Source organism: Streptomyces avidinii, from assembly GCF_014650695.1.
GTDB lineage: Bacteria > Actinomycetota > Actinomycetes > Streptomycetales > Streptomycetaceae > Streptomyces > Streptomyces avidinii.
The window spans coordinates 22,472-47,092 of record NZ_BMVL01000006.1 but is presented as its reverse complement, the minus strand read 5'-3'; the positions used below and the strand labels follow the sequence as shown (position 1 = coordinate 47,092).

General features: G+C 72.5%; 23 protein-coding genes. 14 read left to right on the top strand and 9 right to left on the bottom strand.

The genetic code is table 11. The features are described 5' to 3' along the window. Positions 1 to 211 precede the first annotated feature (211 nt). Positions 212 to 715, bottom strand: coding sequence for a GNAT family N-acetyltransferase (locus tag IE257_RS16560; protein WP_189969356.1), 504 nt, complete (start codon positions 713 to 715; stop codon positions 212 to 214). Between IE257_RS16560 and IE257_RS16555 the strand changes: the two genes are divergently transcribed. Continuing rightward, a complete protein-coding gene (locus IE257_RS16555) occupies positions 714 to 1,055 on the top strand; it encodes a NucA/NucB deoxyribonuclease domain-containing protein (RefSeq protein WP_189969354.1) in 342 nt (113 codons plus the stop codon). The two genes, IE257_RS16560 and IE257_RS16555, sit on opposite strands and share 2 nt — an antisense overlap. A 60-nt stretch (positions 1,056 to 1,115) precedes the next feature. Here the strand turns inward: IE257_RS16555 and IE257_RS16550 are convergent, their stop codons facing one another. Continuing rightward, entirely contained in the window at positions 1,116 to 1,517 is a 402-nt protein-coding gene (locus tag IE257_RS16550) for a hypothetical protein (protein ID WP_189969352.1), read from the bottom strand. Positions 1,518 to 1,698: 181 nt separating this feature from the next. On the opposite strand from IE257_RS16550, the gene IE257_RS16545 reads away from it, so the two are divergent. After that, positions 1,699 to 2,997: a hypothetical protein gene (locus IE257_RS16545; protein WP_229920420.1), complete on the top strand. Its 1,299-nt coding sequence runs from the start codon at positions 1,699 to 1,701 to the stop codon at positions 2,995 to 2,997. 37 nt (positions 2,998 to 3,034) lie between these two features. Further along, positions 3,035 to 3,619, top strand: a complete 585-nt coding sequence (locus tag IE257_RS16540) for an SRPBCC family protein (protein WP_229920419.1) — start codon at positions 3,035 to 3,037, stop codon at positions 3,617 to 3,619. A 13-nt stretch (positions 3,620 to 3,632) separates the two neighbouring features. On the opposite strand, the gene IE257_RS16535 is transcribed toward IE257_RS16540, so the two are convergent. Both IE257_RS16535 and IE257_RS16530 read right to left on the bottom strand, forming a co-directional pair. Next, a complete protein-coding gene (locus IE257_RS16535; RefSeq protein WP_189969350.1) occupies positions 3,633 to 4,409 on the bottom strand; it encodes a crotonase/enoyl-CoA hydratase family protein in 777 nt (258 codons plus the stop codon). Positions 4,410 to 4,477: 68 nt separating this feature from the next. Continuing rightward, complete coding sequence (locus IE257_RS16530; RefSeq protein WP_189969348.1) at positions 4,478 to 5,689, bottom strand: cytochrome P450 family protein; 1,212 nt, start codon at positions 5,687 to 5,689, stop codon at positions 4,478 to 4,480. Positions 5,690 to 5,993: 304 nt separating this feature from the next. Between IE257_RS16530 and IE257_RS16525 the strand changes: the two genes are divergently transcribed. From IE257_RS16525 to IE257_RS16515, 3 genes are all read left to right on the top strand, one after another. After that, the gene (locus tag IE257_RS16525; protein ID WP_189969346.1) at positions 5,994 to 6,131 is read left to right on the top strand and encodes a hypothetical protein; all 138 of its coding nucleotides are present in this window, start codon (positions 5,994 to 5,996) and stop codon (positions 6,129 to 6,131) included. Positions 6,132 to 6,133: 2 nt separating this feature from the next. After that, complete coding sequence (locus IE257_RS16520; protein WP_229920418.1) at positions 6,134 to 7,147, top strand: SDR family NAD(P)-dependent oxidoreductase; 1,014 nt, start codon at positions 6,134 to 6,136, stop codon at positions 7,145 to 7,147. Between the two features lie 185 nt (positions 7,148 to 7,332). Further along, entirely contained in the window at positions 7,333 to 8,412 is a 1,080-nt protein-coding gene (locus IE257_RS16515; RefSeq protein ID WP_229920417.1) for a terpene synthase family protein, read from the top strand. Between the two features lie 34 nt (positions 8,413 to 8,446). Here the strand turns inward: IE257_RS16515 and IE257_RS16510 are convergent, their stop codons facing one another. From IE257_RS16510 to IE257_RS16500, 3 genes are all read right to left on the bottom strand, one after another. Continuing rightward, positions 8,447 to 9,238: a rhomboid-like protein gene (locus IE257_RS16510; protein WP_229920416.1), complete on the bottom strand. Its 792-nt coding sequence runs from the start codon at positions 9,236 to 9,238 to the stop codon at positions 8,447 to 8,449. Positions 9,239 to 9,393: 155 nt separating this feature from the next. Then, on the bottom strand, positions 9,394 to 10,566 hold the full coding sequence (locus IE257_RS16505) for a UDP-N-acetylglucosamine--N-acetylmuramyl-(pentapeptide) pyrophosphoryl-undecaprenol N-acetylglucosamine transferase (RefSeq protein WP_189969343.1): 1,173 nt from the start codon (positions 10,564 to 10,566) through the stop codon (positions 9,394 to 9,396). Between the two features lie 65 nt (positions 10,567 to 10,631). Further along, positions 10,632 to 11,507: a YwqG family protein gene (locus tag IE257_RS16500; protein WP_189969341.1), complete on the bottom strand. Its 876-nt coding sequence runs from the start codon at positions 11,505 to 11,507 to the stop codon at positions 10,632 to 10,634. Positions 11,508 to 12,130: 623 nt separating this feature from the next. Between IE257_RS16500 and IE257_RS16495 the strand changes: the two genes are divergently transcribed. Together IE257_RS16495 and IE257_RS16490 are read left to right on the top strand one after the other, a co-directional pair. Beyond that, entirely contained in the window at positions 12,131 to 12,502 is a 372-nt protein-coding gene (locus IE257_RS16495) for a hypothetical protein (protein ID WP_189969339.1), read from the top strand. A gap of 91 nt (positions 12,503 to 12,593) precedes the next feature. Further along, on the top strand, positions 12,594 to 12,893 hold the full coding sequence (locus tag IE257_RS16490) for a hypothetical protein (protein WP_189969338.1): 300 nt from the start codon (positions 12,594 to 12,596) through the stop codon (positions 12,891 to 12,893). Positions 12,894 to 12,990: 97 nt separating this feature from the next. Here the strand turns inward: IE257_RS16490 and IE257_RS16485 are convergent, their stop codons facing one another. Together IE257_RS16485 and IE257_RS16480 are read right to left on the bottom strand one after the other, a co-directional pair. Continuing rightward, positions 12,991 to 13,314 carry a putative quinol monooxygenase gene (locus IE257_RS16485; protein ID WP_189969336.1) on the bottom strand — a complete coding sequence of 108 codons (324 nt, stop codon included), beginning with the start codon at positions 13,312 to 13,314 and terminating at the stop codon, positions 12,991 to 12,993. 79 nt (positions 13,315 to 13,393) lie between these two features. After that, positions 13,394 to 14,941 carry a carboxylesterase/lipase family protein gene (locus tag IE257_RS16480; RefSeq protein ID WP_189969334.1) on the bottom strand — a complete coding sequence of 516 codons (1,548 nt, stop codon included), beginning with the start codon at positions 14,939 to 14,941 and terminating at the stop codon, positions 13,394 to 13,396. Positions 14,942 to 15,518: 577 nt separating this feature from the next. Between IE257_RS16480 and IE257_RS16475 the strand changes: the two genes are divergently transcribed. The 6 genes from IE257_RS16475 to IE257_RS16450 are packed head-to-tail and all read left to right on the top strand — an operon-like array spanning position 15,519 to position 24,589. Then, positions 15,519 to 16,577, top strand: a complete 1,059-nt coding sequence (locus tag IE257_RS16475; RefSeq protein WP_189969332.1) for a 3-oxoacyl-ACP synthase III family protein — start codon at positions 15,519 to 15,521, stop codon at positions 16,575 to 16,577. Positions 16,578 to 16,586: 9 nt separating this feature from the next. Further along, a complete protein-coding gene (locus IE257_RS16470; protein WP_209468451.1) occupies positions 16,587 to 17,435 on the top strand; it encodes a beta-ketoacyl-[acyl-carrier-protein] synthase family protein in 849 nt (282 codons plus the stop codon). 5 nt (positions 17,436 to 17,440) lie between these two features. Beyond that, positions 17,441 to 19,498 carry a fatty acid CoA ligase family protein gene (locus tag IE257_RS16465; protein WP_229920415.1) on the top strand — a complete coding sequence of 686 codons (2,058 nt, stop codon included), beginning with the start codon at positions 17,441 to 17,443 and terminating at the stop codon, positions 19,496 to 19,498. Further along, positions 19,495 to 20,655, top strand: a complete 1,161-nt coding sequence (locus IE257_RS16460) for an NAD-dependent epimerase/dehydratase family protein (protein WP_209468452.1) — start codon at positions 19,495 to 19,497, stop codon at positions 20,653 to 20,655. The genes IE257_RS16465 and IE257_RS16460 overlap by 4 nt, the downstream gene beginning before the upstream one ends. Next, positions 20,652 to 23,906, top strand: a complete 3,255-nt coding sequence (locus IE257_RS16455; protein WP_189969326.1) for a non-ribosomal peptide synthetase — start codon at positions 20,652 to 20,654, stop codon at positions 23,904 to 23,906. Before IE257_RS16460 ends, IE257_RS16455 begins: the two co-directional genes overlap by 4 nt. Then, positions 23,903 to 24,589, top strand: a complete 687-nt coding sequence (locus IE257_RS16450) for a formyltransferase family protein (RefSeq protein WP_189969324.1) — start codon at positions 23,903 to 23,905, stop codon at positions 24,587 to 24,589. The genes IE257_RS16455 and IE257_RS16450 overlap by 4 nt, the downstream gene beginning before the upstream one ends. Positions 24,590 to 24,621: the final 32 nt, after the last annotated feature.

Here is a 24,621-nt window from a genome sequence, read left to right as displayed (position 1 = left end):
AACGCACGACACGGCGGGCGAGTTGAAATCAACGAGCTCGAGCTCGGGCACGTACAACAAAGACAACAGGCCCTCCGGGAACCACTCGGAATGGGATCGCACCCCCGCGGCACCTGGAGGCCCTGCTTTCACGCGCGGAAACCGCCGCAGTCACCCGATCACGACTCCCGTTCGATCGACAGCCTTCGAGATCGTTACGGGCAACAACCACTTACGTGTCCGGATGCTCCGGAAGGGCGAGCCAGTCCGACCAGGAGATCTCGCGGCCGAGGAAGCGCGGCTGTTCGAACGGCCATTCGGCGGCGATCCACTGCGGCACCAGCGCGTCGAGGGCCTGCTCGACCTTGCTGCCCACCAGCTCGTCCACCACCCACCAGGAGATCTCGCCGTCCGCGCCGGCCCTCTCCGGTGGGTCGATGTAGACACAGCCGAGCAGAGCTGTCTCCGCCGCGTCGAACAGCGCGTAGTTGAAGGACTGGTGTGCGGCGATCTCCTTCTCGTGCCGCAACAGGTCGGCCTGGTCGGCCTCGTAGGTCATGGTGGCCGCGGGCCAGCCCCAGGCCGGGCCGAAGATGGTCCACAGCCGCTCGCGCGAACCCATCACAGCCGGATAGTCGAGCGGGGTGTCCGCCTCCCGGATCGGCCGCAGGTGATGGCCACCGCCCGGCAGCGGTACCAGGACGGGGTGGACGAAGTCATCAGGAAGCCAGCTCATGGCGCCCGACCGTAGCAGCACGCGGCCCTCCGCTCCCCTGGATTTTCCCCGTATCGATTCCAACCGCACCAAGGCCTGCGGGTCCGCTCCGAGCGTCCCCGGAAAGTCCTGCGACGAGTACCCGATCGCCACCTCGGAGCAGGGGCTGAACGCCGGAGGGACACGGCGGACCCACCCCGGCTGCGGGTTCACCGGCGTGCCGGCCGGGACCGGCCGCGTCGGCGCCAGCGTGTGCGTGATCGCTGCGACGGAGAACGGCTCGCAGGTCGGCACGAACACTCAGTTCTTCCGGCGCGATCGCGTCCTTCAGGGCTACCCGTTCAACGTGGTCGTCCAGTAGGGGCAGTGCAGGCGCCGGCCCGGCCGGGGCGGCGCCGTTGCGTGGCGGCCGAGCCGGTGATTACCTCGCCTGGCAGCGGCTGCGCCGTACGAGACGAGGAGCGGTGATGACGATCCACCAGGCTCCGGTCTTCGTCAACGAGGGAGCTTTCGGGATCTTCGACGACGGCGAAGCACCCATCGAAAGCGCTGTCTGGTCGGCGACTTGATCGCCCCGATGTCCGCAGGGGCGATGGTGCGGACCGGCATCGACACCGGCAACGTGCGAGTGGAGGTCGGGCCGGTCCTCACCACCGGTGCCGGTGCCGTGGTTGCCGCGGCCGCCGGAGCGCAGGGCCTGCTGGACGGCTCGATGCGCGCGCAGCACACGCGAGTGCCGGTCGAGGGAGGTGGGCAGCGAGAGGTAGGCCGGACGCACGAGTTGGGGGTAGCGCTCAACGATGACGGCCTCGGCGTGCCGCACGGAGGCTCTGGATCCTTTTCGTAGTCCCGCGATGCGGGCAACGCGTGAATCATGGGATGGTCACATTCCGCGCCGAGGGCGGTGGTGTTCTCGGGGTGGGGTGTGGAGTGGATACGGTCTGTTCATGGATCTGAATGGGCCGGGGCGGCGGCGAGGGCATGTTCTGCTGATAGCGGGGGATGTGGCGGTGCGCCGCCGGGCGGTGCAGCTGGTTCCCAGCGCGAATCTGGCGGCGCTGGCGATGGTGCCGGCTTCGGTGCTGCTGGGCAGTGAGCTGCCGACCGACACGGTGTGCCTGGACGGGTCCCGTGATCCGAACACGGTTCTGGCGCGGCTGCGTTCGGCGGCGGCCGCCCCGGGTCCGCTGCTGGTGTATCTGTCGGGCCGTCTGACGGCGGATCGGCGCGGGCGCCGCCTGTACTTCGCATTGGCGGGGACCACGGCCTCGGCGGTGCGCTACACGGCGGTGCCCTGGGAATGGCTGGGCGGCGAGTTGCGGGCCCGTCCGGCGGGTCTGACGACGGTGCTCCTGGATCTCGCTGCGGACCGGGACGCGTGGCCGTTGCTGCGGGAGTACGGGAGTCTGCCGGTTTCGCCGTGTGCGGACGTGTACGGGGTGGTGTGCCCACCGGGCTTCGGGGCGGGTGATGGATTGGTGAGCGGCTACACGCGGCAGTGGATCGATCAGTTGCGGCGTTCCCCGGTGCGGCCCTCGGACGTGCAGCTGCATGCGCTCGCGGCAGGGGCCGCGGGGTTGCCGCCGGGTGCGTTGGTCCTGCCGACCGCCCGCGAGCTGGGTATGCGCCCCGGCCCGCGACCGCAGCAGCTGCCGGAGCAACCACCGGGACAGCACGCGGAGTCGTGGTCGAAGGAGGGGGAGTACCTGCCGGGCCGGCCCGTCCCGCACTCCGCTTCCCGCTCCGGCTCCGCTCCTGTCCGGGTCCCGGATGCCGGTCCGGCCCGGGACGTCGTACCGGGCGTGATCCCGGGCGTGATGCCGGTCGGCGACGCCGCCGTGGTCCCGGCGGCGGTGACGGGAGGGGATCCGCGGCCGTACATCCATGCGTTGGCGTCGGAGGGCCGGCACGGTGAGGCGGCTGCCCTGGCGGGGGCCTGGGAGGAGTACGTGCGGGGCGTGTACGGGGGGTCGTCGTCGCAGGCGGTTGAGTGGGCGGAGATCCGTGCGGATCTGGCGCGGATGGCGGGTGATTTTGCACTGGCGGCGCGGTTGTGGATGGGGGCGTGCCGGGTTCGGCTGGCAGGGCAGGGCCGGGGCGAGCCGGAGGTGCTTGCGGCGGCGGCAGGTGCTCTGTACTGCTGGACGCGGCTGGGGGAGAGGGAAGCGGTGGTGGAGGTGGGGGTGGAACTGGTGGCTGTGCTGCGGGAGTTGCCCGGGCTGGATCCGCGCTATCTGGAGCTGGCTCGGGCGCGGCTCTCGGCGTGGGAGGAGTCCGGCCTGCCCCGTCCCGTCCGTACCTGAGCCCGCAGCGGCGGGGCGGCAGGAGCGGCCGCTGCGGGTGCTGGCCGCGGCCGCCGACTCCGTCGCCCCGCTTTCCTCCCGCCCGGACGCGCCCCTCACCTGCCGTGGCAGGGGAGTCGACCCGGACGCCCTCGTCCGCCACCGGAGCGAGACCCTCATCGCTGCCCCGCTGCGCACGCTCTGGAAGATCCAGACCGATGTGGAGCGCTGGCCGTCCTGGCAGCCCCCCGTCGAGACCGTGCAGCGGCTCGACCACGGCCCCTTCCGCAAGGGCTCGGCGTTCCGGTGGAGGATGCCGATCCCTCCCAATCCGTCAACTCCCGCCACCGGCTTGGAGATCACATCGACCGTCCGGCAGATCGAGCGTGACGCGTGCATTCGCTGGACCGGTCCCGCGATCGGCGAAGGGCTGCGTATCGACGGCGTCCACGTGTGGACGTTCACCAGGGTCAGGGGCGGTGTCCTCGTGCGGACCGAGGAGACCCACACCGGGGCCGAGGTCGAGGTCGAGGCGAACGTCCCCGTCGCGACCCGGCTCCTGCGCGAAGGCCTCGAGGCGTGGCTGCACAACCTCAAGGCCGAGGCCGAGGCGCAGACCGAAGCGCGCGCCGCCGCGGGCTGACGCGGCGGCCGGGTCAGGCCGTCCAGTCGGGGGTTCGCTTCTCGCAGAATGCCCGAGCGCCTTCGGTCGCCGTTTCGGTGTGGAAGACGGGGGCGGTGAGCGGGTCCTGGGCGATGAACGCGGCGTGGTCGTCGAGGCCGCGGGTGGCCCGGACGACCTGCTGGGTGGTGCGGACCGCCTGCGGGGAGTTGGCGCGGATCCGTTCGGCGAGGGCGAGCGCGCCGTCCAGGGCTTTGCCTTCGCCCGTGAGCTGGTTGACGAGCCCGTGACGGGCGGCCTCCGGAGCCGTCAGCGGGGAGGCGGTCAGCAACATTTCCATGGCCAGGTGATGGGGGACGCGGCCGGGGAGGCGGATCGCTCCGCCTTCGGAGGCGACGAGCCCGCGGGCCACTTCCGGCAGTGCGAAGAACGCCGTGTCGGCTGCAGTGATGAGGTCGCAGGCGAGGACGAGTTCAAAGCCGCCCGCGACCGCGGCTCCTTCCACGGCGGCGATGACCGGCTTGGACCGGTCGGCGCGGGTCAGCCCGGCCAGCCCCCGGTCGGCGACCCGGGGGACGCCCTCGGTGGGGAAGGCCTTGAGGTCCATGCCGGAGCAGAAGTGGCCGCCGGCCCCGGTCAGGACGCCGACCTCCCATCGCGGGTCGTCCTCCAGCATCCGGAGTGCAGCATCCACGCCGCCGGCGAGGGCCTGATCGACGGCGTTGCGTACGTGGGGCCGGTTGAGGGTGATGACCAGGACCCCGTCGCGCGACGAGGTCAGCACCGGATCCGTGGAATGCGTGTTCATCATGTCCTTTCCGAGACAGGCGACAGGCTGCAGGCAGGAGGCGACAGGGCGACAGGGCGACAGGCGGGAGGCTATGCCCGCCGTACCAGGGGCAGCGCGACGAGGCCGCGCATGACGCGGGCCGGCCGCCAGCACAGTTCGTCAGCCGGTTTGGCCAGCTGCACGGGCCCGAGCCGCCGCAGCAGCAGGGGGAAGGCCACCGCGCCCTCCAGACGGGCCAGGGCCGCGCCGATACAGAAGTGCGGCCCGTACCCGAACGCGAGGTGCTCGTTGGCCGTCCGCCCGAGGTCGAGGCGGTCGGGCTCGGTGAACCGCTCCCCGTCGCGGTTGGCCGACCCGATCAGGAGGCTGACGATCTCCCCAGCGCCGATGACCTGGCCGTGCAGCTCGATGGGCGCCGCCGCGCACCGGAACGTGGCGTCGCGCACGGGGGAGTCGTAGCGCAGGAGCTCCTCGACCGCGCTGGCGACGAATCCCGGGCCGGGATCCGGCGCGGCAAGCCGCGCGGCCTGCTCGGGATGGTCCAGCAGGGCGAGCATCCCGTTCCCGATCAGGTTCATCGTGGTGTCGTGCCCGACCAGCAGCAGGAGGTACGCGGTCGATCGCAGCTCTTCCTCACTCATCGCCCCGCTCTCGTCGCCCGCCCGCACCAGCGCGCCCAGCAGATCGACCCCGCTGCCCCCGCTCCCGGACCTCTTCCCGTCGATCAGGGCGTCGAGCAGATCGTGCAGGTCCCGTTCCGTGCGAGCGGCGTCCGTGGACGTGCCGGGGGCGATCGTGGACATGAGGGTTTCCCTGGTCGCCGTCGTATCGAGGCGACCGGGGACGCCGAGGATCGCGCAGATCATCCGGAACGTCAGCGGCGCCGCGAAGTCCGCGATCAGGTCCACGTGCACGCTGTGCTCGATCCGGTCCAGCAACCGGTGCGCGACACGGGTGATGAAAGGTTCCAGCAACGCGATGCGGCGCGGTACGAACGCCGAGTTCACCAGCGCCCGAAGGCGGGTGTGGTCCGGCGGATCTGCGTGCACCAGGTGCCGGTTCAGCCCGGCCGGCCCCGGTACGTATCCGGGGACGCGGCCGGGGTGCTTGCTCAGACGGGTATCGGTCAGCAGGGCCCGTACGTCTTCGTAGCGGGAGACCTGCCACAGCGCGGGCCGGCCCACGCGCCGTTCGACATGAGCCGGCGCGCAGCGGCGCAGCCACGCGAAATACGGGTACGGGTCACGCAGTCGGGCCGCCACCAGCTCGGCGGGCGGATCTGCGGGGACGTGAGGGGGCAAGGAATCTCCGACGTGAACGGATTGATCAACACCCCACCAACGAAGCCGGCCCCGCCCGGAAACGGCAGCGCACCCCTCACCCGGCGCAACACGGCTCCGCCCTGAAGGACTAGAGCACGCCCGGCGCACGCGACGGCCGTCACCACGGACGCCCGCGGCCCGAGGGGTCCCAACGTGCTGCTGCTGTCGGGGGAGCAACAGCGCGTGCCGCGCGTTCGGTGGCACGCGTGGTGTGCGCGGGTGCGTCGGGTGAGTGTCTGCGCTCCCTGTCGGGGGCCGGGTGCGGGCGGCAAGGTGGTGGTCGGTGATCGGCAGAAACGATGCGGCCCGCGGCGGGAACCGTGCGGGCCGGATGCGGGGGCTGCTGCTGGAGGCCTCCGTGCGACGGCCGGACGGCTGCTCGCACGGCGGCAACCGGGACAGTGTTCCGGGGGAGGGCTGAGGATGGACTCGTTGGACTCGTTGGACTCGTTGGACTCGTTGGGCTCCAAGGACACACTTCGTTACGAGGGCCGCGTGGCGGTGGTGACCGGCGCGGGCCGCGGGCTGGGAAGGGAATACGCGCTGCTCCTCGCCGCGCGCGGTGCCCGGGTGGTCGTCAACGACGTCGGGACCGGCATCGACGGCCGCGGAGCCTCCGGCTCGCCCGCGCACGCCGTGGCCGAGGAGGTCCGGGCGTCGGGCGGCCATGCGATCGCGGATGTCCAGGACATCGCCACCACGGCCGGCGCCCGGGCGCTGACCTCAGCAGCCCTGGAGCAGTGGGGCCGGCTGGACGTCCTGGTCAACAACGCGGGGATCTCGATCCTGCGCCCACTCGGCGAGCTCTCCGACCAGGACTGCAGCCGCGTGCTGGACACACATGTGGGTGGCACCTTGAACATGCTGCGCGCGGTGTGGCCGCACATGGCCGGCTCCGGATACGGGCGGATCGTCAACACCTGTTCCGATGCCCTGTTCGGGGACACCGGACTCAGCGTCTACGCCGCGGGCAAGGGCGCCGTGCTCGGGCTGACCACATCGCTCGCGGCCGAAGGAGCCGGCCTCGGCATCAAGGTGAACGCGGTCGTACCGATCGCCGCGACCCGGATGTCCCTCGAAGCTCTCCAGGGCGACGAGCAGATGACCGCCGTGCTGAGCGACCTGTTCCCGGCCCGGCACGCCGCAGCCGTCGTTGCGTTCCTGGCCCACGAGTCCGTTCCCTGTACGGGAGAACTGCTGCACGCGGCCGGCCGCCGGGTGGGCCGCGTCTTCCTGGGCGTCACTGAAGGAGTCGTGTCCGAGGAGGATCCGACTCCGGAGTCGGTCAGCGAGCACTTCCCCCGGATCCGCCGCACCGAAGATTTCCGCACGCCGCACAGCGTGGGTGCGTCCATGGCCTTCTCCCTCGCCCGCCTGGGCGTCGGCGGCGCCGAGCCCCTCGCCCTCGACCTCACGACCCCGGCCGCCCGGCAATGAGAACCGCTCCCGCCGCACCGATGCCCGATCGGAAAAGGCCGCACAGCATGCCCTGGCCACCGGCGCCGACCGCATCGGCCCGCCACGAGGTTCGTACGGCTCGGCCTCGCCGATCGCCGTGCCGTGCCGTGCGCGCGGCGGCCCGCCCTGACCGGGATCGCCCGCTTCGACACCCCGGAGAACCCATGCCCCAGGACATCGACTTCGACCTCCCGCCCGTCTCCGGGGTCAGTCCCGATCCGGAAGGCGCGCGTCGGCGGAACCTGGAGTGGGTGCGCCGCACGGGCCTGGTCAGCGGTGACCGGTCGCTGGACTGGTATGCCTCGTGGGACATGCCGAGGCTGGCCGCCCTGGGCTACCCGCACGCCCGGGGCACCGCCCTGGACCTGTGCGCGGACGCGATGGGGTTCTTCTTCGTCTTCGACGACCAGTTCGACGGCCCCCTGGGGCGGGATCCGGCCCAGACCATGCGCGTGTGCCAGCAGTTGATCGACATCGTCCACGGCGCACCGGCAGGCCCCCGTGCCGACGCCTGTTCGAGAGCCTTCGCCGATGTCTGGGCCCGCAGCACCCGAGGCGCCCACCCCGCCTGGATCGCGCGGACCGCACACGAATGGGAGTACTACTTCGCCTCCCACGCCCACGAAGCGACAGGCCGCCTGCGCGGCACCCCCGCCGACATGGAGACCTACCTCCAGGTCCGCCGCGGTATCGCCGGCACCGACCTGCCCCTCTCCCTCGGCGAGCGCGCCGCAGACATCACGGTCCCTGCCGGGGCCTTTCACTCCCCGCAGCTGCGCATCATGCGGCAGGCGGCGATCGACGTCACCTTCATGTGCAACGACGTGTACTCGCTGGAGAAGGAGGAGGCACGCGGCGACATGGACAACCTCGTCCTCGTCCTGGAGCACGCCCGGTCCCTCGGCCGAGACGAGGCCGTCACCGCCGCCCGGAACGAAGTGGACCGGCGCATCGGGCGGTTCCGGGAGCTTGCCGGGCAACTCCCGGCGCTGTGTACCCGGCTCGAACTCTCCGACGGTGATCGCGCCGCCGTCAGCACCTACGTCGGTGTCATGACCGCGTGGATGAGCGGATACCACGCCTGGCAGACGGGGACCCTGCGCTACCGCACCGCGCCACAGATCGTGCCCGTGTCCGGTCCCGGCTATTTCGACCAGATCCTGAATACCGGACGCTCCCCCCGCCCCGTGCCGGAGACCCTTCACCTGGAGCAGATGACAGCGCGACCACGACGGCCCCGCTGATGCCGTCTTGTCCCGCTCTCGTCGACGCCGGTGCTCAGACCGATGGAGGCGTCTTTGTTCCCGCCGCCGGTGACGCCGGTTCCGGAACGGAGCCCCGGTGCGGCTCGGAGTCGCTCACGGCGGACGGCAGCCGGGCAGCGTGGAGGCGCTGCCGCCTGAAAGCCGGGACACCCAACAGTCCGAAGCCCAGGGCCGCTGCTACGAGGTGGCCGATCGTGGTGAAGTCCGGCAGCGGGCCGGTCGTCCAGTCGGCACCGCCGAGAGGCCATGCGAGTACGAAGGCGGCCCACGGCAGGCGGCCCAGGCGCGGCAGGGCGAGTGTGCCGATCGCCAGCACGGTCTGGGCGCCGTAACTGACCCCGAAGTCCAAGGCCTGCCGCACGTCCGCCGGATACCAGCCGTGCTGCAGCGCGACGGAGATGACGACAGCGGTGAGCAGGGTGGCCGCGACATGTCCGCCGAGGAACACGGCTGCGGCGCGCGGCGCTCCCCACCGGTGCTCCGCCCAGGCCAGGAAGCAGCAGACACCGAGGCCCAGGGTGATCAAGGTACCGATGAAGTCGGTCGAGGCGACATCCGTGAGCGTGCCGTCGAAGAACAGCACGCTGCCGATCAGGGCGGACACCGGATGGTCCTGCAGGTTGTCCAGGTTGGTGCTGACATGGCCCAACACGGTGGCCGCCCGATCGGTGGACCCGTAGATGACCCAGGCGTGGCCGACCAGGAGCAGGCAGACATAGGCGGAGGTCAGCGGCGCACGGCGCGGGTACCCCCGCACGACGCGGAGCGGTCCGGTCAGAGGGGCCCACAGAGACTGAGAGTTCATACCGTGGCATTCTCCAGGGCGAGCCGAAGGCGGGGAGCGGCGGGTGATGTGCCCGACCCGTGCGGGCACATCACGCAGGCCTGCGGCCTTCGCCGATGTGGTCGAACCCGTCGATCACCTTGCCGCCGCGCACCTGGGCCGGGTCTCCCGGACGGTCAGCCGTTCGCCGCGGACAGCAGGACGTCCACCAGCCGGTCGGCGGCGTCCGGCCTCCCGTACGCGCGAGCCCGCTCCGCCATCGACGCCCGCCGCCCGGGATCGGTCAGAAGCGGGCCGAGCGCATCTCCGAGGGCCTGCGCCGTGACCTCGCCGAGCAGGGCCACCGCAGCTCCCGCGTCGGCCAGGTGCCGGGCGTTGTGCGCCTGCTCGTTCCCCGCCGACGTGGCGAGCGGCACGAACACGGCCGGCTTCCCCAGCGCGGTCAGCTCCGCCAGCGTTCCGGCGCCGCTCCTCGACAGGACCACATCGGCCAGCGCGAGCACGTCCGGCAGCTCCGGCCCCACGAAGCCGGTCAGGTGGTACCGCCCGGCCAGGACCGGATCCAGAGCGGCGGCGGCGGTGCGGAGCTCGTCCACGTTCGCCGGGCCGCACTGGTGGATCACGTTCGCGTGGCTCAGCAGCCAGGGCAGCACGTCCCGGACCACACCGTTGATCTGCTGGGCGCCCTGCGCGCCGCCGGTGACGTAGACCGTCGGGAGCCGCCGGTCGAACCCGTACAGGGCCAGCGCCTCGATCGCCTTGTCCGGGTGACCGGTCAGCACCTCCGGCCGTACCGGGTTCCCCGTGACGACCGCCCGGTCCCGCACCTCGGCGGGCAGCAGGGGCAGCGACGAGTCGGAGGACACGGCGATCCGCGTCGCCGAACTCGCCAGCTTCCGGTTGGCCAGACCCAGCCGGACCGTCTGCTCGTGCAGGACCAGCGGACGCTTGCACAGTCGCGCGGCCAGCCCGGCCGGCACCGCCACGTACCCGCCCGTCGCGAGCACGACATCCGGCTGGAACTCCGACACGATCGCCCGCGCCTGCGCCACACCGAGCGGCACCCGCGCCATGTCCTTCACGTTCGCGGCGGACAGCATCTTGAGCGGGTTCGACGAGCGGCGGATCTTCCCCGTCGCCACGGTCCGGAACGCGATGCCCTCCGCGGGAGCGACACGCGCCTCAAGGCCGTCCGCAGTCCCGATCCACAGGACATCCAGTGTGCCGCCCGTTGCCGCGAGACGCCCCTGCAGGGTACGGATCGCCGTCAGAGCCGGATAGGTGTGACCGCCGGTCCCCCCACCCGTCACGAGCAGCCGGAAGGAACGCGAGTTCGAGGAAGTGTTCACCCGGGCAACCCTACTGTCCACGGGCGCTCGAAGACGGCGCGGGAGGGTGCCTGTCGCCGGCCGGGTCAGCAGCACTGCAAGACGAAGCTCGCCTTGTCGAAGCGGCCCGCAGCAAGGTCGGCGGGGCGGATCAGCCAGTAGAGGCTGCCCACGTCGCCCCACATCATCTCCGCCGCGTCGTCGGTGTCGATCTGTGCGAGCAGTACCCACCGGGCAGCCTCGTCGCCCATGCGGGCGTCGTGCCAGGAGGTGCCGGGGCCGAGCACCGCGTGGGCGATCTCCCACTCCACGGCACCCTGTACGGGCACGGGGTGGCCTCCGAGCCGGTGTGTCACGTCGCCCGCGTCGGAGTCGAGCTTCTCGAGGGCAGTGGTGAACGGCCGTGCGTTGACCGGGTGGTGGCGCCACTGCGGAGAGTCCACGACCTCCCCGAACGCGGCCCGGACGCTCGGGGCGTCATACGCCGGCACGGTCATGCCCGCCTCTGCGGTCAGCGGCACCTCGGGGTACGGAGGGAGCTCGGGCGGGGCCGGGTGCGGGCGAGTGGGGGTGCCTGCCGGTATGTGCAGCACCTGGGCGCCGGGCCGGGTGTCGGGGTCCGAGGCATGGACGAGGGAGTCACCGCAGTCGAGCCGCCCGTCGTAGTGGAAGAAGAGCAGCGTGCCGGAGTCGGGCAGGGCGAGCCCGCAGTCGCCGGCTGCCGCGAGGGCCGCGCAGTCGATCGAGGCGACGTGGGACAGCGGACCGTTTCCCTCCCACGTGGGCCACGGCAGATCGAGCGGCAGTTCCGGGAGTCCGCCGAGCCGTCCGGCCACCGGTCCGTCGCCCGCGTGGGCCATGCGCCGGCCAGGGGCAAGCAGGCCGATCCACCGTGCGGCGTCGTCGGCCGGGAGGTGGCGGTGGGCGAGGTCGTGCAGGACTTCGGCGGGAGCGTGCGTCATGAGCCGATCATGCACGAGGGCACTGACAGGCCGGACCGGCCCTGTGGACCTGGCCCGGCGGTGCGCCGGACCGCCGTCCGCAAGCGGTCTGCACCCGAACTCACGCCGTGGCTCGGCGCTCTGGCGCAGGACCCGGACACGCGGGTCCGGGAGCTGATCGCCCAACAGCACCACAACCGCACCCCCGCCGTGCTGGCCCTGCTCGCGGCCGACCCGGAACCGTGCGGGCCGCCGCGGCTGCCAACGCGTTCACCCCCGTCCGCCGGTTCACCGAACCGGCCGCCGACCCGAGCCTGTACGTGCCTACAGGACGGGCGCCGAAGCTCGGCCGCCCGAGCTACCAGCGTGTCTACCGTCGGCTGAGGGAGGGCAAGCCGCTGTTCCGAAGTGCCGCGGGAGACACGCCTGCTCCTTGACGACCGGCCGTCCGGGCCGTCGCAGGCGGCGAGCACGACCCGACGCGGTCCCCGCGCGGCCGGGCCCGTCGGTGCGGCCTCCACTGCCGGTGCGCCCGGCCGCAGGAAGGGATGCGGCGGAAGGAACGCCTCCGCTGCCGTCCGCCTCTTCCCGGGCGAAGAACGCCCCCGGCGGTCCCGACTGCCGTCCGACAGGAGAACCCCGCCGTGCCGCTCCCGTCCCGCCGCACCCGCACATCCGCCCGCGCACTCCGTATCGTCGGCACGCTCGCCGTCGCCCTGGTGGTGCTGCTGTCGGCCGGGGCCGTGGTCGCCGTCCGGGAGGGCCGCGCGGCCGGGTTCCTGCCCGAGCGCAGTTGGGGCCCCTGGACCGACGCACGGATCGAAGGCTGGTCGACGCACGTACGGGTCAACACCTGGGGCGACGCGGCCCAGGCCGACATCCACTTCGGCAAGGCCGAGGACCTCACCCTGAACGCCTACGGGAAGACGGCCCGCGCGACCAGCATGATGCGGCCCACCGTCTTCACCCTCACCCCCGACGGCAGACTCACCGCCCGCCGCCTGTCCACGCCGTGAGCGGCAGGGTTGATGCGGGCCGTGCGTCCCCCGATAGTGGAGAGCGGACACACAACTCGAAGAGACCGGTCATCGGGAGGGACGAGCCAGGATGAAACGCGTTCTGTCACTGATCAGTTCCATGGTTGTGGGCATCGGCCTGGCGGTCGCGGGGGCCACCCCGGCGGCCGCCGATCCGTACGACTGCCGCAATTGGTACCAGTCGAGCACCACCGCCGCAGGCACCTGCACCAACGGAACCGGAGAGTTCCGCGTCTACACCCGGTGCAACAGGCCCCTCGCAAGGGACTACACGGTCTACGACCCGACGTGGCGGCGGGTGGGCACCACGAGCACGGCGATCTGCCACAGCGGTGGCAAGCCGTACGGCGCCGGTATCCAAGTCCACTGACCGCGAGTCCACGCCACTGGAGTGAACCGCGGCTTACGGATCCGGGGCGTTCACCGGACACCACGCCCAGGTGGCCGCGTTCCAGAGAAGCGGAACGTCAGTCGATCTGGAGCTCGCCCATCCGACTCCAGCCGGTCGCGCCCTCGATGGTGGTGCTGACGATCTCGGGCGTACGGGTCACCATCGGTCGCATGGTCTCCAGCGCGGCGCCGAAATGCTCGGAGGTGACGTGCGCCTCGGCGGCGTCGTCCTGGAAGGCTTCGACCAGGACGTAGGTGTTCGGCTCCTCCAGACTGCGTGACCACTCGAACCAGAGGTTCCCGGGTTCGGCGCGGGTGGCGCGGGTGAACGGCGCGACCTTGTCGGGCCACGCGTCGACGTATTCGGGCTTGACGGGGAATTTCACCACAATGAAGATCACACGGGCATTCTATGCAGGTTGATTCGCGGCGCGGGACCCGGTCCGCCGGCCGCGCGACGGGCGATCCGCAGGAGAGCTCCTACCTGCCGAGCAGCGGCAGGGCCGGGAACGTGTGGTCCTGCCAGATCAGGCGGGACGCCTCCTCCGGGTAGGTGGCGAGGTCCGGCCGGGTGTCGAAGAGCCGTACGAGGCGCTGCTCCGTGTCGTACGCGGGCCAGCCGGGGTCGCCGTGGGCGGCGAATGCCGTCCAGGCGGCCCGCATCCGCGCGGACAGCTCTTCCGCCTCCGGGAACGGGCTCTCGCCGATCAGCACGGCGGGCTGGCCGCGGTCCAGGTTGCCGAAGACCAGAGGCACGTCGAGGCCGTGGCAGGCACCGAGGGCGCCGCCCATGCCCGGAGCGGACCAGGTCAGCTCATAGACGTGGGCGCGGCCGCCGGCGGCGGTCTGGGCCCGGGCGAGGTGGAGCGACGGCATGCGGAACAGCCAGTCGGAGTTGACCAGCTCGTACAGCTCGTCCGGGCCGGCCGCGGGAAACGCGTCGCGGTAGCGGCGTGCGGCGTCCCGGCCCGGGCCGAAGACGTCCAGGGCGCTCTCCGCCTGCTCCGGAGTGACCTGGCCGAGCATCCCGTCGAGCGCGGCGAGCAGCCGCGTTTCGTCGCGGGTGTGGCCGATGAGCAGTTCGACGTCACGGCCGGCGCCGTCGGCCAGGGCCTGCCAGGGAGTGACCGGCAGGACGTCTCCGTCGACGACCGGCGAGAAGGGGATCGCCCGGTGCGCGACCGGACCCCAGCGATCCGCCCACCGGTCCATTCTGGCGCCGACCGCATCGCCGGCGGCGGACAGCCGGACGGGGTCCACCCCGGACAGGTCGCCCATCGTGGGCACCGCCCCCAGCTCGGCGGCACAAGCGGCAGCGATGTCGGCGGCGAGCTCCGGCGCGAAGAACGTGCCCTGCACGCTCTGTGCCACGGCCCGGCCGAAGAGCCCGGCCGCGCGCGGCATCGCCAGCAGCGCGGCGACCGATCCGGCGCCCGCCGACTGGCCGAAGACCGTCACACGGTCCGGGTCGCCGCCGAAGGCCCGGATGTTGTCGCGCACCCATTCCAGGGCCGCCACCTGGTCCAGCAGGCCCCGGTTGGCGGGCGCCCCCTCGATCTGCCCGAAACCCTCCAGGCCCACACGGTAGTTGAACGTCACCACGACGACACCGCCGTCACGTGACAGGCGGCCGCCGTCGTACTCGGGAAGACCGGACATGCCGATCGAGTAGGCGCCGCCCTGGATCCACACCATCACCGGCAGCCCTGTGCCCGGGTTCGGTTCGGGCGACCAGACGTTGACCGTGAGCCAATCGTCGCCCGCCGCGTCCCGCGCCAGCTCGTCCATACCGAAATGGCCGCCCTGAGGGGGTGGTGGCCCGTACGACACCGCTGGGCGTACCCCGTCCCATCCCCGTACGGGCCGCGGCGCGGCGAAACGCAGCGGGCCGACCGGCGGCTCGGCGAACGGGATGCCGCGGAAGACGGCCACACCCCCCTCGCGGCCGCCGCGCAGCGCCCCGCCCGCCACGCGGACCTCGGGCGTGGATTCGGACGGCTCGGACGGCTCGGACGCGGCGATGGTCATCACGGCTCTTCCTCGGGGCGGCCTGGACGTTCCGGGATCATCCCGCTGCCGCACGATGCGTGCCAGTCATTTAAGGGGCGGCCATGACGATGTCGGCGGCTGCGGCGGCCTCCGTCGCGGACCCCGGGAGGCGGCCGTCGTGGCGCGAGGCGAAGGCGCCGGCGCGATCCGGACCCGAGTCGTGAACGACCGGCTCGCGATGCGGGCGCAGGGTTCCTGGGTCCCCACCGTGAGCTCGGCCCGTGCGCCCGATCGGCGTGCAGGCGCGTGCAGGTGGTGAGTTCCGCCTCGGCCGTGCCGCTGAGGTGGACCGAGTGGTTCCGGACAGGTTTTCGATGGTGCGGGTGCCGATGAGAGAGGCGGCGGCTCTGGTTCTGCTTGATGCCGGGGCGGTAGGCAGGTGGCCGATATTCGACCGTATGTTCCGGATTTGCGAACCCCTGACATCTCGGCGACATATCCGTACGCTACGGTAACTTGACTGTCCGTTATTCCCCGGGCATCCCTTGAATCCCTCGGTCACCCACCGCCCGGGCACTCCCATGCCCTCGGTGGACCGCTACGGAGAACAACACACATGAGCGCCACCGCATACAGCCGAATAGAAGCCTTAGGCGTCTACCTTCCGGCAGCAGTCCAGACCACCGACCAACTCTCCGCCCTGGTCCCGGGGTTGGGGGAGGTGGACATCGAGAAGATCACCGGGATCGCCGAGCGGCGCGTGCACGACCCGGAACCGGCGGCCGGCGAGGACTCGTTCGGGATGGCGCTGTCCGCCGCCCGGGACGCGCTGGAGTCCTCCCGCTACCGGGCCGAGGACCTCGACATCGTCATCTCCGCCTCGATCACCCGCTTCAAGGACGGCAACCGCTTCACCTTCGAACCGTCCTTCGCCGCGATGCTGGCCAAGGAGCTGGGTGCCCGCTCCGCCATCCACTTCGACGTCTCCAACGCATGCGCCGGAATGATGACCGGCGTATGGCTGCTCGACCGCATGATCCGCTCCGGTGCCGTGCGTCGCGGCCTGGTCGTCAGCGGCGAGCAGGCCACGCGCGTCGCGCAGACCGCCGCACGTGAGATGACCGACTCCTACGACCCGCAGTTCGCCTCGCTCTCCGTCGGGGACTCGGCGTCCGCGGTCGTGCTCGACGTTTCCACGGATGCTGCCGACCGCATCCACTACATCGAGCTGATGACCTGCTCCGAGTACTCGCATTTGTGCATGGGCATGCCCAGCGATCGCACCCCGGGCATCGCCCTCTACACGGACAACAAGAAGATGCACAACCGCGACCGGCTCAAGCTGTGGCCGCGATTCCACGGGGACTTCCTGGCCAAGAGGGGGCAGACGTTCGCCGGTGAGGAGTTCGACTACGTCATCCAGCACCAGGTCGGCACCCGTTTCATCGACTACGTCAACCAGACGGCCGAGGCCGAATTCGCGGCCCCCATGCCCCCCTCCCTCGCTGTGGTCGAGCGGTACGGAAACACCGCCACGACCTCGCACTTTCTGACGCTGTGCGAGCACCTCAGGGCGGGTGGCGCCCGACCCGGGGCCAAGTACCTGATGGTGCCGGCCGCCTCCGGTGTGGTCACCGGTGCCCTGTCCGCGACGCTCACGAACGTGGGGGTCTGAGCCATGGGCATGGTCATCACAGCAGCCGGCACCGCCCTGCCGGACACGTCCGCCCCGGCTTCCGTAGTGGACCTCGCGGGCCGGGCCGCCCGCGGCGCCCTGGCCCGGGCACGGGTGTCGGCATCCTCGATCGGCGTACTCATCAACGTCGGCGTCTACCGCGAGCACAACACCTTCGAACCGGCCATGTCGGCCCTGGTCCAGAAGGAGGTCGGCATCAACCTCGACTACATCGCCGACCCCGAACCGGCCGCCGGCTTCTCCTTCGACCTGATGAACGGCGCCTGCGGCGTACTGGGCGCCGTCCAGGTGGGCCAGGCCCTGCTGGAGACCGGGAGCACCGAGCGGCTGCTGATCACCGCCGCCGACGTCCACCCCGGCGGCGACGCGGACCGCGACACCGGCTATCCGTACGCGGACCTGGGCGGCGCCCTCCTGCTGGAGCGCAGCGCCGACCCCCACGCCGGCTTCGGGCCGGTACGCCACTACACCGCCGACCGGCCCACCGATGTCGAGGGCTACCTCGACACCGACACCATGGGCCGGCACGGGCGGACCACCATCACCGTCCGGCGCGAGCCGGGCCATGCGGAGCGGCTGGGCGAGTTCGCGGCGAGTGCCGTCGCCGACTACGCGCAGGAGACCGGCATCGACCTCGACCGGACGCTGGTGATCGGCCCGTCCGAGACCGCTGACGACGCCGGGGCGAAGGGAGAGCCGCACACCGCCGCGCCGGTCCTCGGCTACCTCCGGGCGCTGGACGGCGTACGCCGTGACGACTACGAGCAGTTCCTGTTCGTGTCGGTCGGCGCCGGCCCCAGCGCGGCCTGCGCCCTCTACCGGCCCGAGGGGTGGTGAGCTCCGTGCCGCAGACGAGGCCGACCGGCGGCGGCCCTGCCGTTGAGCAACCGGCCGCCGACATGGACAGCGTGGCCGGCCGGCTCGAGCGGAACGCCCGCGCCTTTCCCGACAAGCCAGCCGTCATCCACCCCGACGGCCGTACCCCGAGCAGCTCAGGCAGCTACACCACCATCACCTACGGCGAGTTGCAGCAGACGGTCGAGGAACTGGCCCGCGGATTCCGGCGCGCCGGGATCACCCGGGGCACCAGGACAGTGCTGATGGCCCCGCCCGGGCCGGAGCTGTTCGCCCTCTGCTTCGCGCTGTTCCGGGTCGGGGCCGTGCCCGTCGTCGTGGACCCCGGCATGGGCGTACGGCGCATGCTGCACTGCTACCGGGCCGTGGGCGCCGAGGCGTTCATCGGGCCGCCCCTCGCCCAACTCGTGCGCGTCCTCGGCCGCCGCACCTTCGCCGGGGTACGCGTGCCCGTCACCCTGGGACGGCGCCGGCTCGGTCGCGGCCACACGCTCGCCGCGTTGCGCACCACCTCCGCATCCGCGAGTCGTGCGGACGCGGCGGCACTGACCGGCGGTGACGACCTGCTGATGATCGGCTTCACCACCGGAAGCACGGGCCCCGCCAAGGGGGTCGAATACACCCACCGCATGGCGCTGTCCATCGCCCGCCAGATAGAAGCCGTCCACGACCGTACCCGCGACGACGTCTCCCTGGTCACGCTGCCCTTCTACGGAGTGCTCGACCTCGTCTACGGATCCACCCTGGTCCTCGCGCCGCTGGCCCCCGCCCGGGTCGCGCAGGCGGACCCGGTGCTGCTCGTGGACGCGCTGGAACGATTCGGCGTCACCACGATGTTCGCCTCGCCCGCCCTGCTGCGAAACCTGGCCGGCCACCTCACCGGCACCGCCCGCGGCCGCCACCCCCTGCCCGACCTGCGCTGTGTCGTGTCCGGCGGAGCCCCGGTCCCCGACGCGGTCGTGGCCGCGCTGCGCCGCGTACTCGACGAGAAGGCGAAGATCCATGTGACCTACGGGGCCACAGAAGTACTGCCGATCACCTCGATCGAGGCGGCCGAGATCCTGGGCGACGACGACGTCGTCGACATCAGCCGCCAAGACGGCGGTACGGCGGCCCGCGCCGCCGCGGGCGAAGGGACCTGTGTCGGTCGACCAGTCCCCGGCACCCGCGTCACCGTCGTCCCTGTCACCGACGGCCCGCTCGCCCGCCTGGACTCCACAACGAGCCTGCCGACCGGGCACGTCGGCGAGATCCTGGTCCACGGCGAATCCGTCAGCCGGCGCTACCACCGAGCACCCGACTCCGACGCCGCGCACAAGGTGACCGAGGAACGCCCGGGCGGCGAAGCCTCCCGCATCTGGCACCGGACCGGCGACCTCGGCCACCTCGACGCCGAAGGACGGCTGTGGTTCTGCGGGCGCGCCGTGCAGCGGGTCCGTACCGGCCACCGGGACCTCCACACCGTGCGCTGCGAGGGAGTCTTCAACGCACATCCCCTGGTCCGGCGCACCGCCCTGGTCGGCATCGGGCCGGCCGGCGCGCAACGGCCCGTGATCTGCGTGGAGACCGAGCCCGGTGAGGGCGGGGCAGCGCTCGACGAAAGCGCCTGGACGAAGCTGGTCGCCGAGCTGCGCACGATGGCCGAGTCTCACGCCGCGACCACCGGCCTCCAGGAGTTCCTGCGCCACCCGGCCTTCCCCGTGGACATCCGGCACAACGCCAAGATCGGCCGCGAGGAGCTGGCCCGCTGGGCCGAACGGCAGCAGGCCTCCTCCACGCCGTCCCCGGGGCAGCGTGCGGCCCGGCTCGTGCCGCTCGCCGGATGGGCGTACCTCGTCGGCGGGGCCGTGTGGGCCGCGACCGCGGGAGTCCCCGACCTGCCGGTGCTGCGCTGGCTGTGGTGGGTCGACGCCTTCCTCAGCATCGGCGTGCACGCCGCGCAGATCCCGCTCGCGCTGCCGCGCGGCCGGGCCGCCGGACACGGGACCGCCTCCGTGGTCGGACGCACCATGCTGTACGGCGCGACCTGGTGGCGGGCGCTGTGAAGATCCTGATCACCGGAGCATCCGGCTTCCTCGGCGGGCACCTGGTCGACGGCGCGCTGCGCCAGGGACATCGGGTCCGCGCCCTCGTACGGCCCGGCAGCGATGCCGTACGGCTGCACTCCCTGCCCGGCGTCGAGGTCGTCACCGGCGACCTCACCGACGAAGGTTCGCTCGGGCGGGCGGCACAGGGCTGCGAGGCGGTCCTGCACAGCGCGGCCCGGGTCGTCGACCACGGCAGCCGCGCGCAGTTCGAGGCCGCCAACGTCACCGGCACGCAGCGGCTGCTGGCGGCAGCGCGGTCGGCGGGGGCGCGGCGGTTCGTGTTCGTCTCCAGCCCGAGCGCGCTGATGAGCGTACGTGAGGGCGACCGCCTCGGCATCGACGAGAGCACCCCCTACCCGGAGCGGTGGTTCAACCACTACTGCGAGACGAAGGCGATCGCCGAACAGCACGTACGGGCGTCCGACGGACCGGAGTTCACCACCTGCGCCGTACGTCCGCGCGGCATCTGGGGACCGCGCGACCACGCCGGATTCCTGCCGCGGATGGTCGACGCCATGCGCGCCGGCCGGCTGCCCGACCTGTCGGGCGGCAAACGGGTGCTGGTCTCGCTCTGCCACGTCGACAACGCGGTGGACGCCTGCATGCGGGCCGCGCTCGCGCCCGCCGGGCGGGTCGCAGGCAAGGCCTACTTCGTGGCCGACCGCGAGGAGACGGACCTGTGGCCGTTCCTGGCCGGGGTCGGCGCCCTCTTCGACTGCCCGCCGCCCGCCCCGCGCATCCCGCTCGTCCTCGGCCGCGCGATGGCCGCGGCGGTCGAGACGGGCTGGCATCTGCGCCGCCGGGCCGCGGGCAGCGGCAGCGGCAGTGTCAGCGGCGGAGGAGGCGGCACGGCCGTGGCTCCGCCCCTGAGCCGCTACATGATGGCGCTGCTGACCCGCTCGACGACGTACGACACCAGTGCCGCCCGGCGCGACCTCGGCTACACGGCTCCGCGCACCCGGGCCGACGGGCTGCGAGCGCTGCAGGAGTGGGTGACGGCGGTGGGCGGCGTCGGGACCTGGACCGCGGGCCCGGCCGCCTGGCCCGGCAGCGACCGCACCGCATCGGCCGGCCCCGCACCCGACCACACCGAACAAGGGATCACGCAGTCATGACATCCGATCAGGTCGATGCCGGCACCCGTGCGGGCGCGGGTGCCGGCACCGGCGTTCGATACCGGCGTGCGGTATCGCCCACCGAACGCCTCTACCTCTCCGCGGGTGACGCCCGCGGGGCCATGGCGCTGCGCATCGTCGTCGAGGGCGACGGCTTACCCGACCCCGAGGATTTCCAGGCAGCCCTGGCACGGGCCGCGGAGTCCTGCCCGGGGTCACGGCTCGTGCGCTCCGGGGCGATGTGGAGCGCCGAAGGGCCCTTGCCGCAGGTGCGGTACGAGGGACCGCGTGCCGGTGCGTACGCCGACTCCGCGCCGGGGACGTTCGAGTTGCCCGCCGGGCCGTCGCGGCGGGCGGAGCCGCCGGGCTGCGAGGTGCTGATCGTGCCCGGCGTGCAGGGGAAGGCGCCCACCACACTCGTCTTCAGCGCCTCGCACGCCCTGATGGACGGTCACGGCGCCCTGACCTGGGTACGGGAGGTCTTCCGGGCCCTGCGCGGCGAGCCCGCGCGCCCCGCGCTCGACACGGACACCGACGCCGGGCTGCTGCGCCGGCTCGGCAGCGCCGGGCCGCGGCCCACGCCCAGTCCTCCCCGCCGCTCCCCGCTCGGCACGGGCGGCGGCGACCGCCCCCCTTACCGGTCGCTGTGGCTGCGCCGCACCCTGCCCGGCCGTCATCCTGCGCTCACCGCCCGCCTCGCCCAGGCCCTGGCCGACGCCGCACGGAACGACACCCGTGTGATGGTCCCCGTCGACCTGCGCCGCCACTGCCCCGGCATCGCGGCCACGGGCAACCTGAGTCTGCCGCTGTTCCTGGACCTGTGCCCGGGGGCGGACTGGACGGCCGCGCACACCCGCCTGCTGACCGCCCTGGCCGAGCGGCGCGAACTCGCCGCCGGATTCGAGACGGCCCTCGCGCCCCTGCCGCTGCCCGTGACCGCCGGACTGCTGCGCACCGCCCAGGCCGTGGCGTCCCGGACCGACCGGCACCTCGCGTCGGCCGTCGTCTCCCACCTCGGCCGCCTGGACCTGGCGGATCTCTCCGGCGGCGGCTTCACGGCGTCCACGGCCTATGCACTGCCGGTGCACGCCCCACTGGTCCCGCTCTCCCTGGTCGCCGCCGAGAGCGGCACGGCGACCGAGATCACGCTCGGCGTCCGCGGCGGCGGCCGGGACCTCGCGTCCCGCGCCGCGGAGTTGCTGGACACCGTCCTGGCCGGCTTCGAACCCGAGGGTACGGCCCCTCCGGCGACCGCATCCCCTGTCGCGTCCGCGCCGATTCCGGTGCACGGTCCCGTTGGAGCGGGCGCCCGGGCCATCGGCACCGCACCACGGGCGGCGCGGCCGATTCCGGCCGCCCCGGACCCGGCGGCCGCCGGGCTCACCGTCGTGGACGCCTTCCGCGCCCAGGCAGCCCGCACCCCCGACGCGCCCGCGCTGGACGGGCCCGAGGGCGTGGTCACGTACGCCGAACTCGACCGGCGCTCCGACACCGTCGCAGCCCGACTCGCGCGGCGCGGCACGGGGCGCGAGGACCTGGTGGGGCTGGTCGTGGACCGCACGCCCGCAGGAGTGTGCGCCCTGTGGGGCATCCTCAAGGCGGGCGCCGCCTACGTGCCGCTCGACCCCGGGCATCCCGGCGCACGGATCAGAGAGATCCTCCAGGGATCCGGGGTCGCTCTCTGCCTGACCGGGCGACACCTGGTGGAGGATCTCGCCCCCTTCGTACCCGGGACCCTGCTCGCGGTCGAGGACCTCCTCGACAGCCCTGCCCCTGGCCCGGCCACCGGCCCCGCCCCGGACACGGATGCGGACGACGCCCGCGAGACGCGTGCTGCCGGACCCGCCGCCGCAGAGGTGCGGCCCGCGGACCTCGCGTACGTCATCCACACCTCCGGCTCCACCGGCCGCCCCAAGGGTGTGCAGATCGAGCACGGAAGCCTCATGGGATTCGTGCGCTGGATGAGCGGCGTCTGCCGGGTCACCGGTCGTACGCGCTTCGGCTTCGCCTCCTCCTACGCGTTCGACATCTCGTGCTTCCCCCTCTTCCTGCCGCTGCTGGCGGGCGGTACGGTCGTCCTCGCTCCCGGCGCACCCTCACCCGCCGCCCTGCGCGAGCTCGTCACCGAGCACCACGCGGACACTCTTGCGCTCACGCCCTCCCACCTCGGCCTCCTAGGCGCCGCAGGCGGCGGTGACGCGTCCATGCACCGCCTGCGCACCCTGCTGCTGGGCGGCGAGCCCCTCACCCCCACCGCCGTGCAATCCGCACAGACCGCATTCGGGGCGGATTGCCGCGTGATCAACGCGTACGGGCCCACCGAGGCGACCGTTGCCGTGCTCGCCCACACCCTGAACGGCGGCGAGACCGGCGCGACCGTCCCGATCGGCCTTCCCGGCCCGTACGCCCGGGTCGACCTCGTCGCCGACGACGGCGAGTGCATCGGCACCGGACCGGGCGACACCGGCCGCACCGGCGAGATCCTCGTGCGCGGGGTCCAGGTGGCCCGCGGCTACCTCTGGCCGTCCGACGGCCGCCCCTCACCCTTCACCACCGGCCCCGACGGCGTGCGCGCCTATCGCACCGGTGACCTCGGACGCCGACTCGCCGACGGCGCCGTCGAGTTCGCCGGGCGCATCGACGAGCAGGTGAAGATCGCAGGGCACCGCGTCGACCCGGCCGAGGTCGTCGCCGCCATCGAAGCCCACGGAGCCGTCCGCCGCGCCGTCGTCGTCCCCCGCCGCCGCCCGCACTCCACGGCGGCCGTGCTCTGTGCCTACGTACTGCCGGACGACAACATCGACCCCGCGGTACGCGCGGATCTGGCCCGCGCCCTGCGGGCCGAGCTGGCCGGGACGCTCCCGGCGTACCTGGTCCCCGCCCATGTCGTCGTGATCGACACACTGCCCAGCACGGTCAGCGGCAAGGCCGATCTCGACGCGCTCCCCGACCCCTTCGCCCACACCACGCCGGTCGCAGCACTGCCCGTCACCCTGGAGGCGCGGGTCAGGCGCCACTGGGCGGAGATCCTCGGCGTCGACGGCGAGCTGCTGTCGGCGGACTCCGACTTCCACGCCCTCGGCGGCGATTCCCTGGCCCTCGTCGAGATGCTCACCGCTGTCTCGTCGGACCTGCTGACCCCCGGCCAGGCGCAGCGGTTCACGGGTCGTCTCGGCTGCCTCGTAAGAGACCTGACGCTCGAACAGGTCTGCGTACACCTGACCGCCGCCCGCGAGGAGGCCGCCGCATGATCTTTGTCGGAGAGGGAGCCCTGCTCCGCCGCGCCGTCACCCACGCGGCCACCCGAGGCCACCCGGTCGACCTGGTCTGCTCCGCCGACCCGCTGGACGCCGCGGCCGCCGCCGCCCCCCACCTCGCGGCGGCCGACATCAACGCCCACGCCGCCGCGCTGGCCCGGGCCTGCAGCGACGGCATCGTCTGGTCCCTCAACAACCGGCAGATCTTCCGAGAGCCGCTGCTCCGGGCCGACGGCCTGCGCATCCTCAACATCCACAACGGTCTGCTGCCGCGACATCGCGGACTGCCCTCCGTAGCCGTCCTGTTCGCGCTGCTGCACGGCGACACCGAGTACGGAGCCACCGCCCACGAGGTCGACGCCGGTATCGACACCGGCCCGGTCCTGGCCGAACACCGCTTCCCCATCGGGCCCGAGGACCGCTACCACCAGGTGATGCTCCGCGGGATCCGCGCCTGCCACGCCCTCTTCGAGCAGATCCTCCCGGCCGTCGCCGCCGGAACCAGCCACCCTGCACGGGCTGCGGCGGCGGAACCGTCCGCGTACTACGGCCTGCGCGCCCTGGACCGGCTCGACACCTATCGGGACCACCCCGGCTACGCCCGCGCCACCGACCTCGGCCCTTTCGCCGCCCACGCTCCGGAGCTCACCCGGGCACTGCTCCCGCATCGAGGATGATGGCTCCTTGAAGATCAGCGACAAGCAGCGGC

Bases quoted from the DNA above. Each gene is read 5' to 3' on its own strand.
- IE257_RS16555 (WP_189969354.1), top strand. From the start codon at position 714: ATGGCGCCCGACCGTAGCAGCACGCGGCCCTCCGCTCCCCTGGATTTT.
- IE257_RS16560 (WP_189969356.1), bottom strand. From the start codon at position 715: ATGAGCTGGCTTCCTGATGACTTCGTCCACCCCGTCCTGGTACCGCTG.
- IE257_RS16535 (WP_189969350.1), bottom strand. From the start codon at position 4,409: ATGATGAACACGCATTCCACGGATCCGGTGCTGACCTCGTCGCGCGAC.
- IE257_RS16520 (WP_229920418.1), top strand. From the start codon at position 6,134: ATGGACTCGTTGGACTCGTTGGACTCGTTGGACTCGTTGGGCTCCAAG.
- IE257_RS16515 (WP_229920417.1), top strand. From the start codon at position 7,333: ATGCCCCAGGACATCGACTTCGACCTCCCGCCCGTCTCCGGGGTCAGT.
- IE257_RS16510 (WP_229920416.1), bottom strand. From the start codon at position 9,238: ATGAACTCTCAGTCTCTGTGGGCCCCTCTGACCGGACCGCTCCGCGTC.
- IE257_RS16500 (WP_189969341.1), bottom strand. From the start codon at position 11,507: ATGACGCACGCTCCCGCCGAAGTCCTGCACGACCTCGCCCACCGCCAC.
- IE257_RS16490 (WP_189969338.1), top strand. From the start codon at position 12,594: ATGAAACGCGTTCTGTCACTGATCAGTTCCATGGTTGTGGGCATCGGC.
- IE257_RS16480 (WP_189969334.1), bottom strand. From the start codon at position 14,941: ATGACCATCGCCGCGTCCGAGCCGTCCGAGCCGTCCGAATCCACGCCC.
- IE257_RS16475 (WP_189969332.1), top strand. From the start codon at position 15,519: ATGAGCGCCACCGCATACAGCCGAATAGAAGCCTTAGGCGTCTACCTT.
- IE257_RS16470 (WP_209468451.1), top strand. From the start codon at position 16,587: ATGGTCATCACAGCAGCCGGCACCGCCCTGCCGGACACGTCCGCCCCG.
- IE257_RS16455 (WP_189969326.1), top strand. From the start codon at position 20,652: ATGACATCCGATCAGGTCGATGCCGGCACCCGTGCGGGCGCGGGTGCC.
- IE257_RS16450 (WP_189969324.1), top strand. From the start codon at position 23,903: ATGATCTTTGTCGGAGAGGGAGCCCTGCTCCGCCGCGCCGTCACCCAC.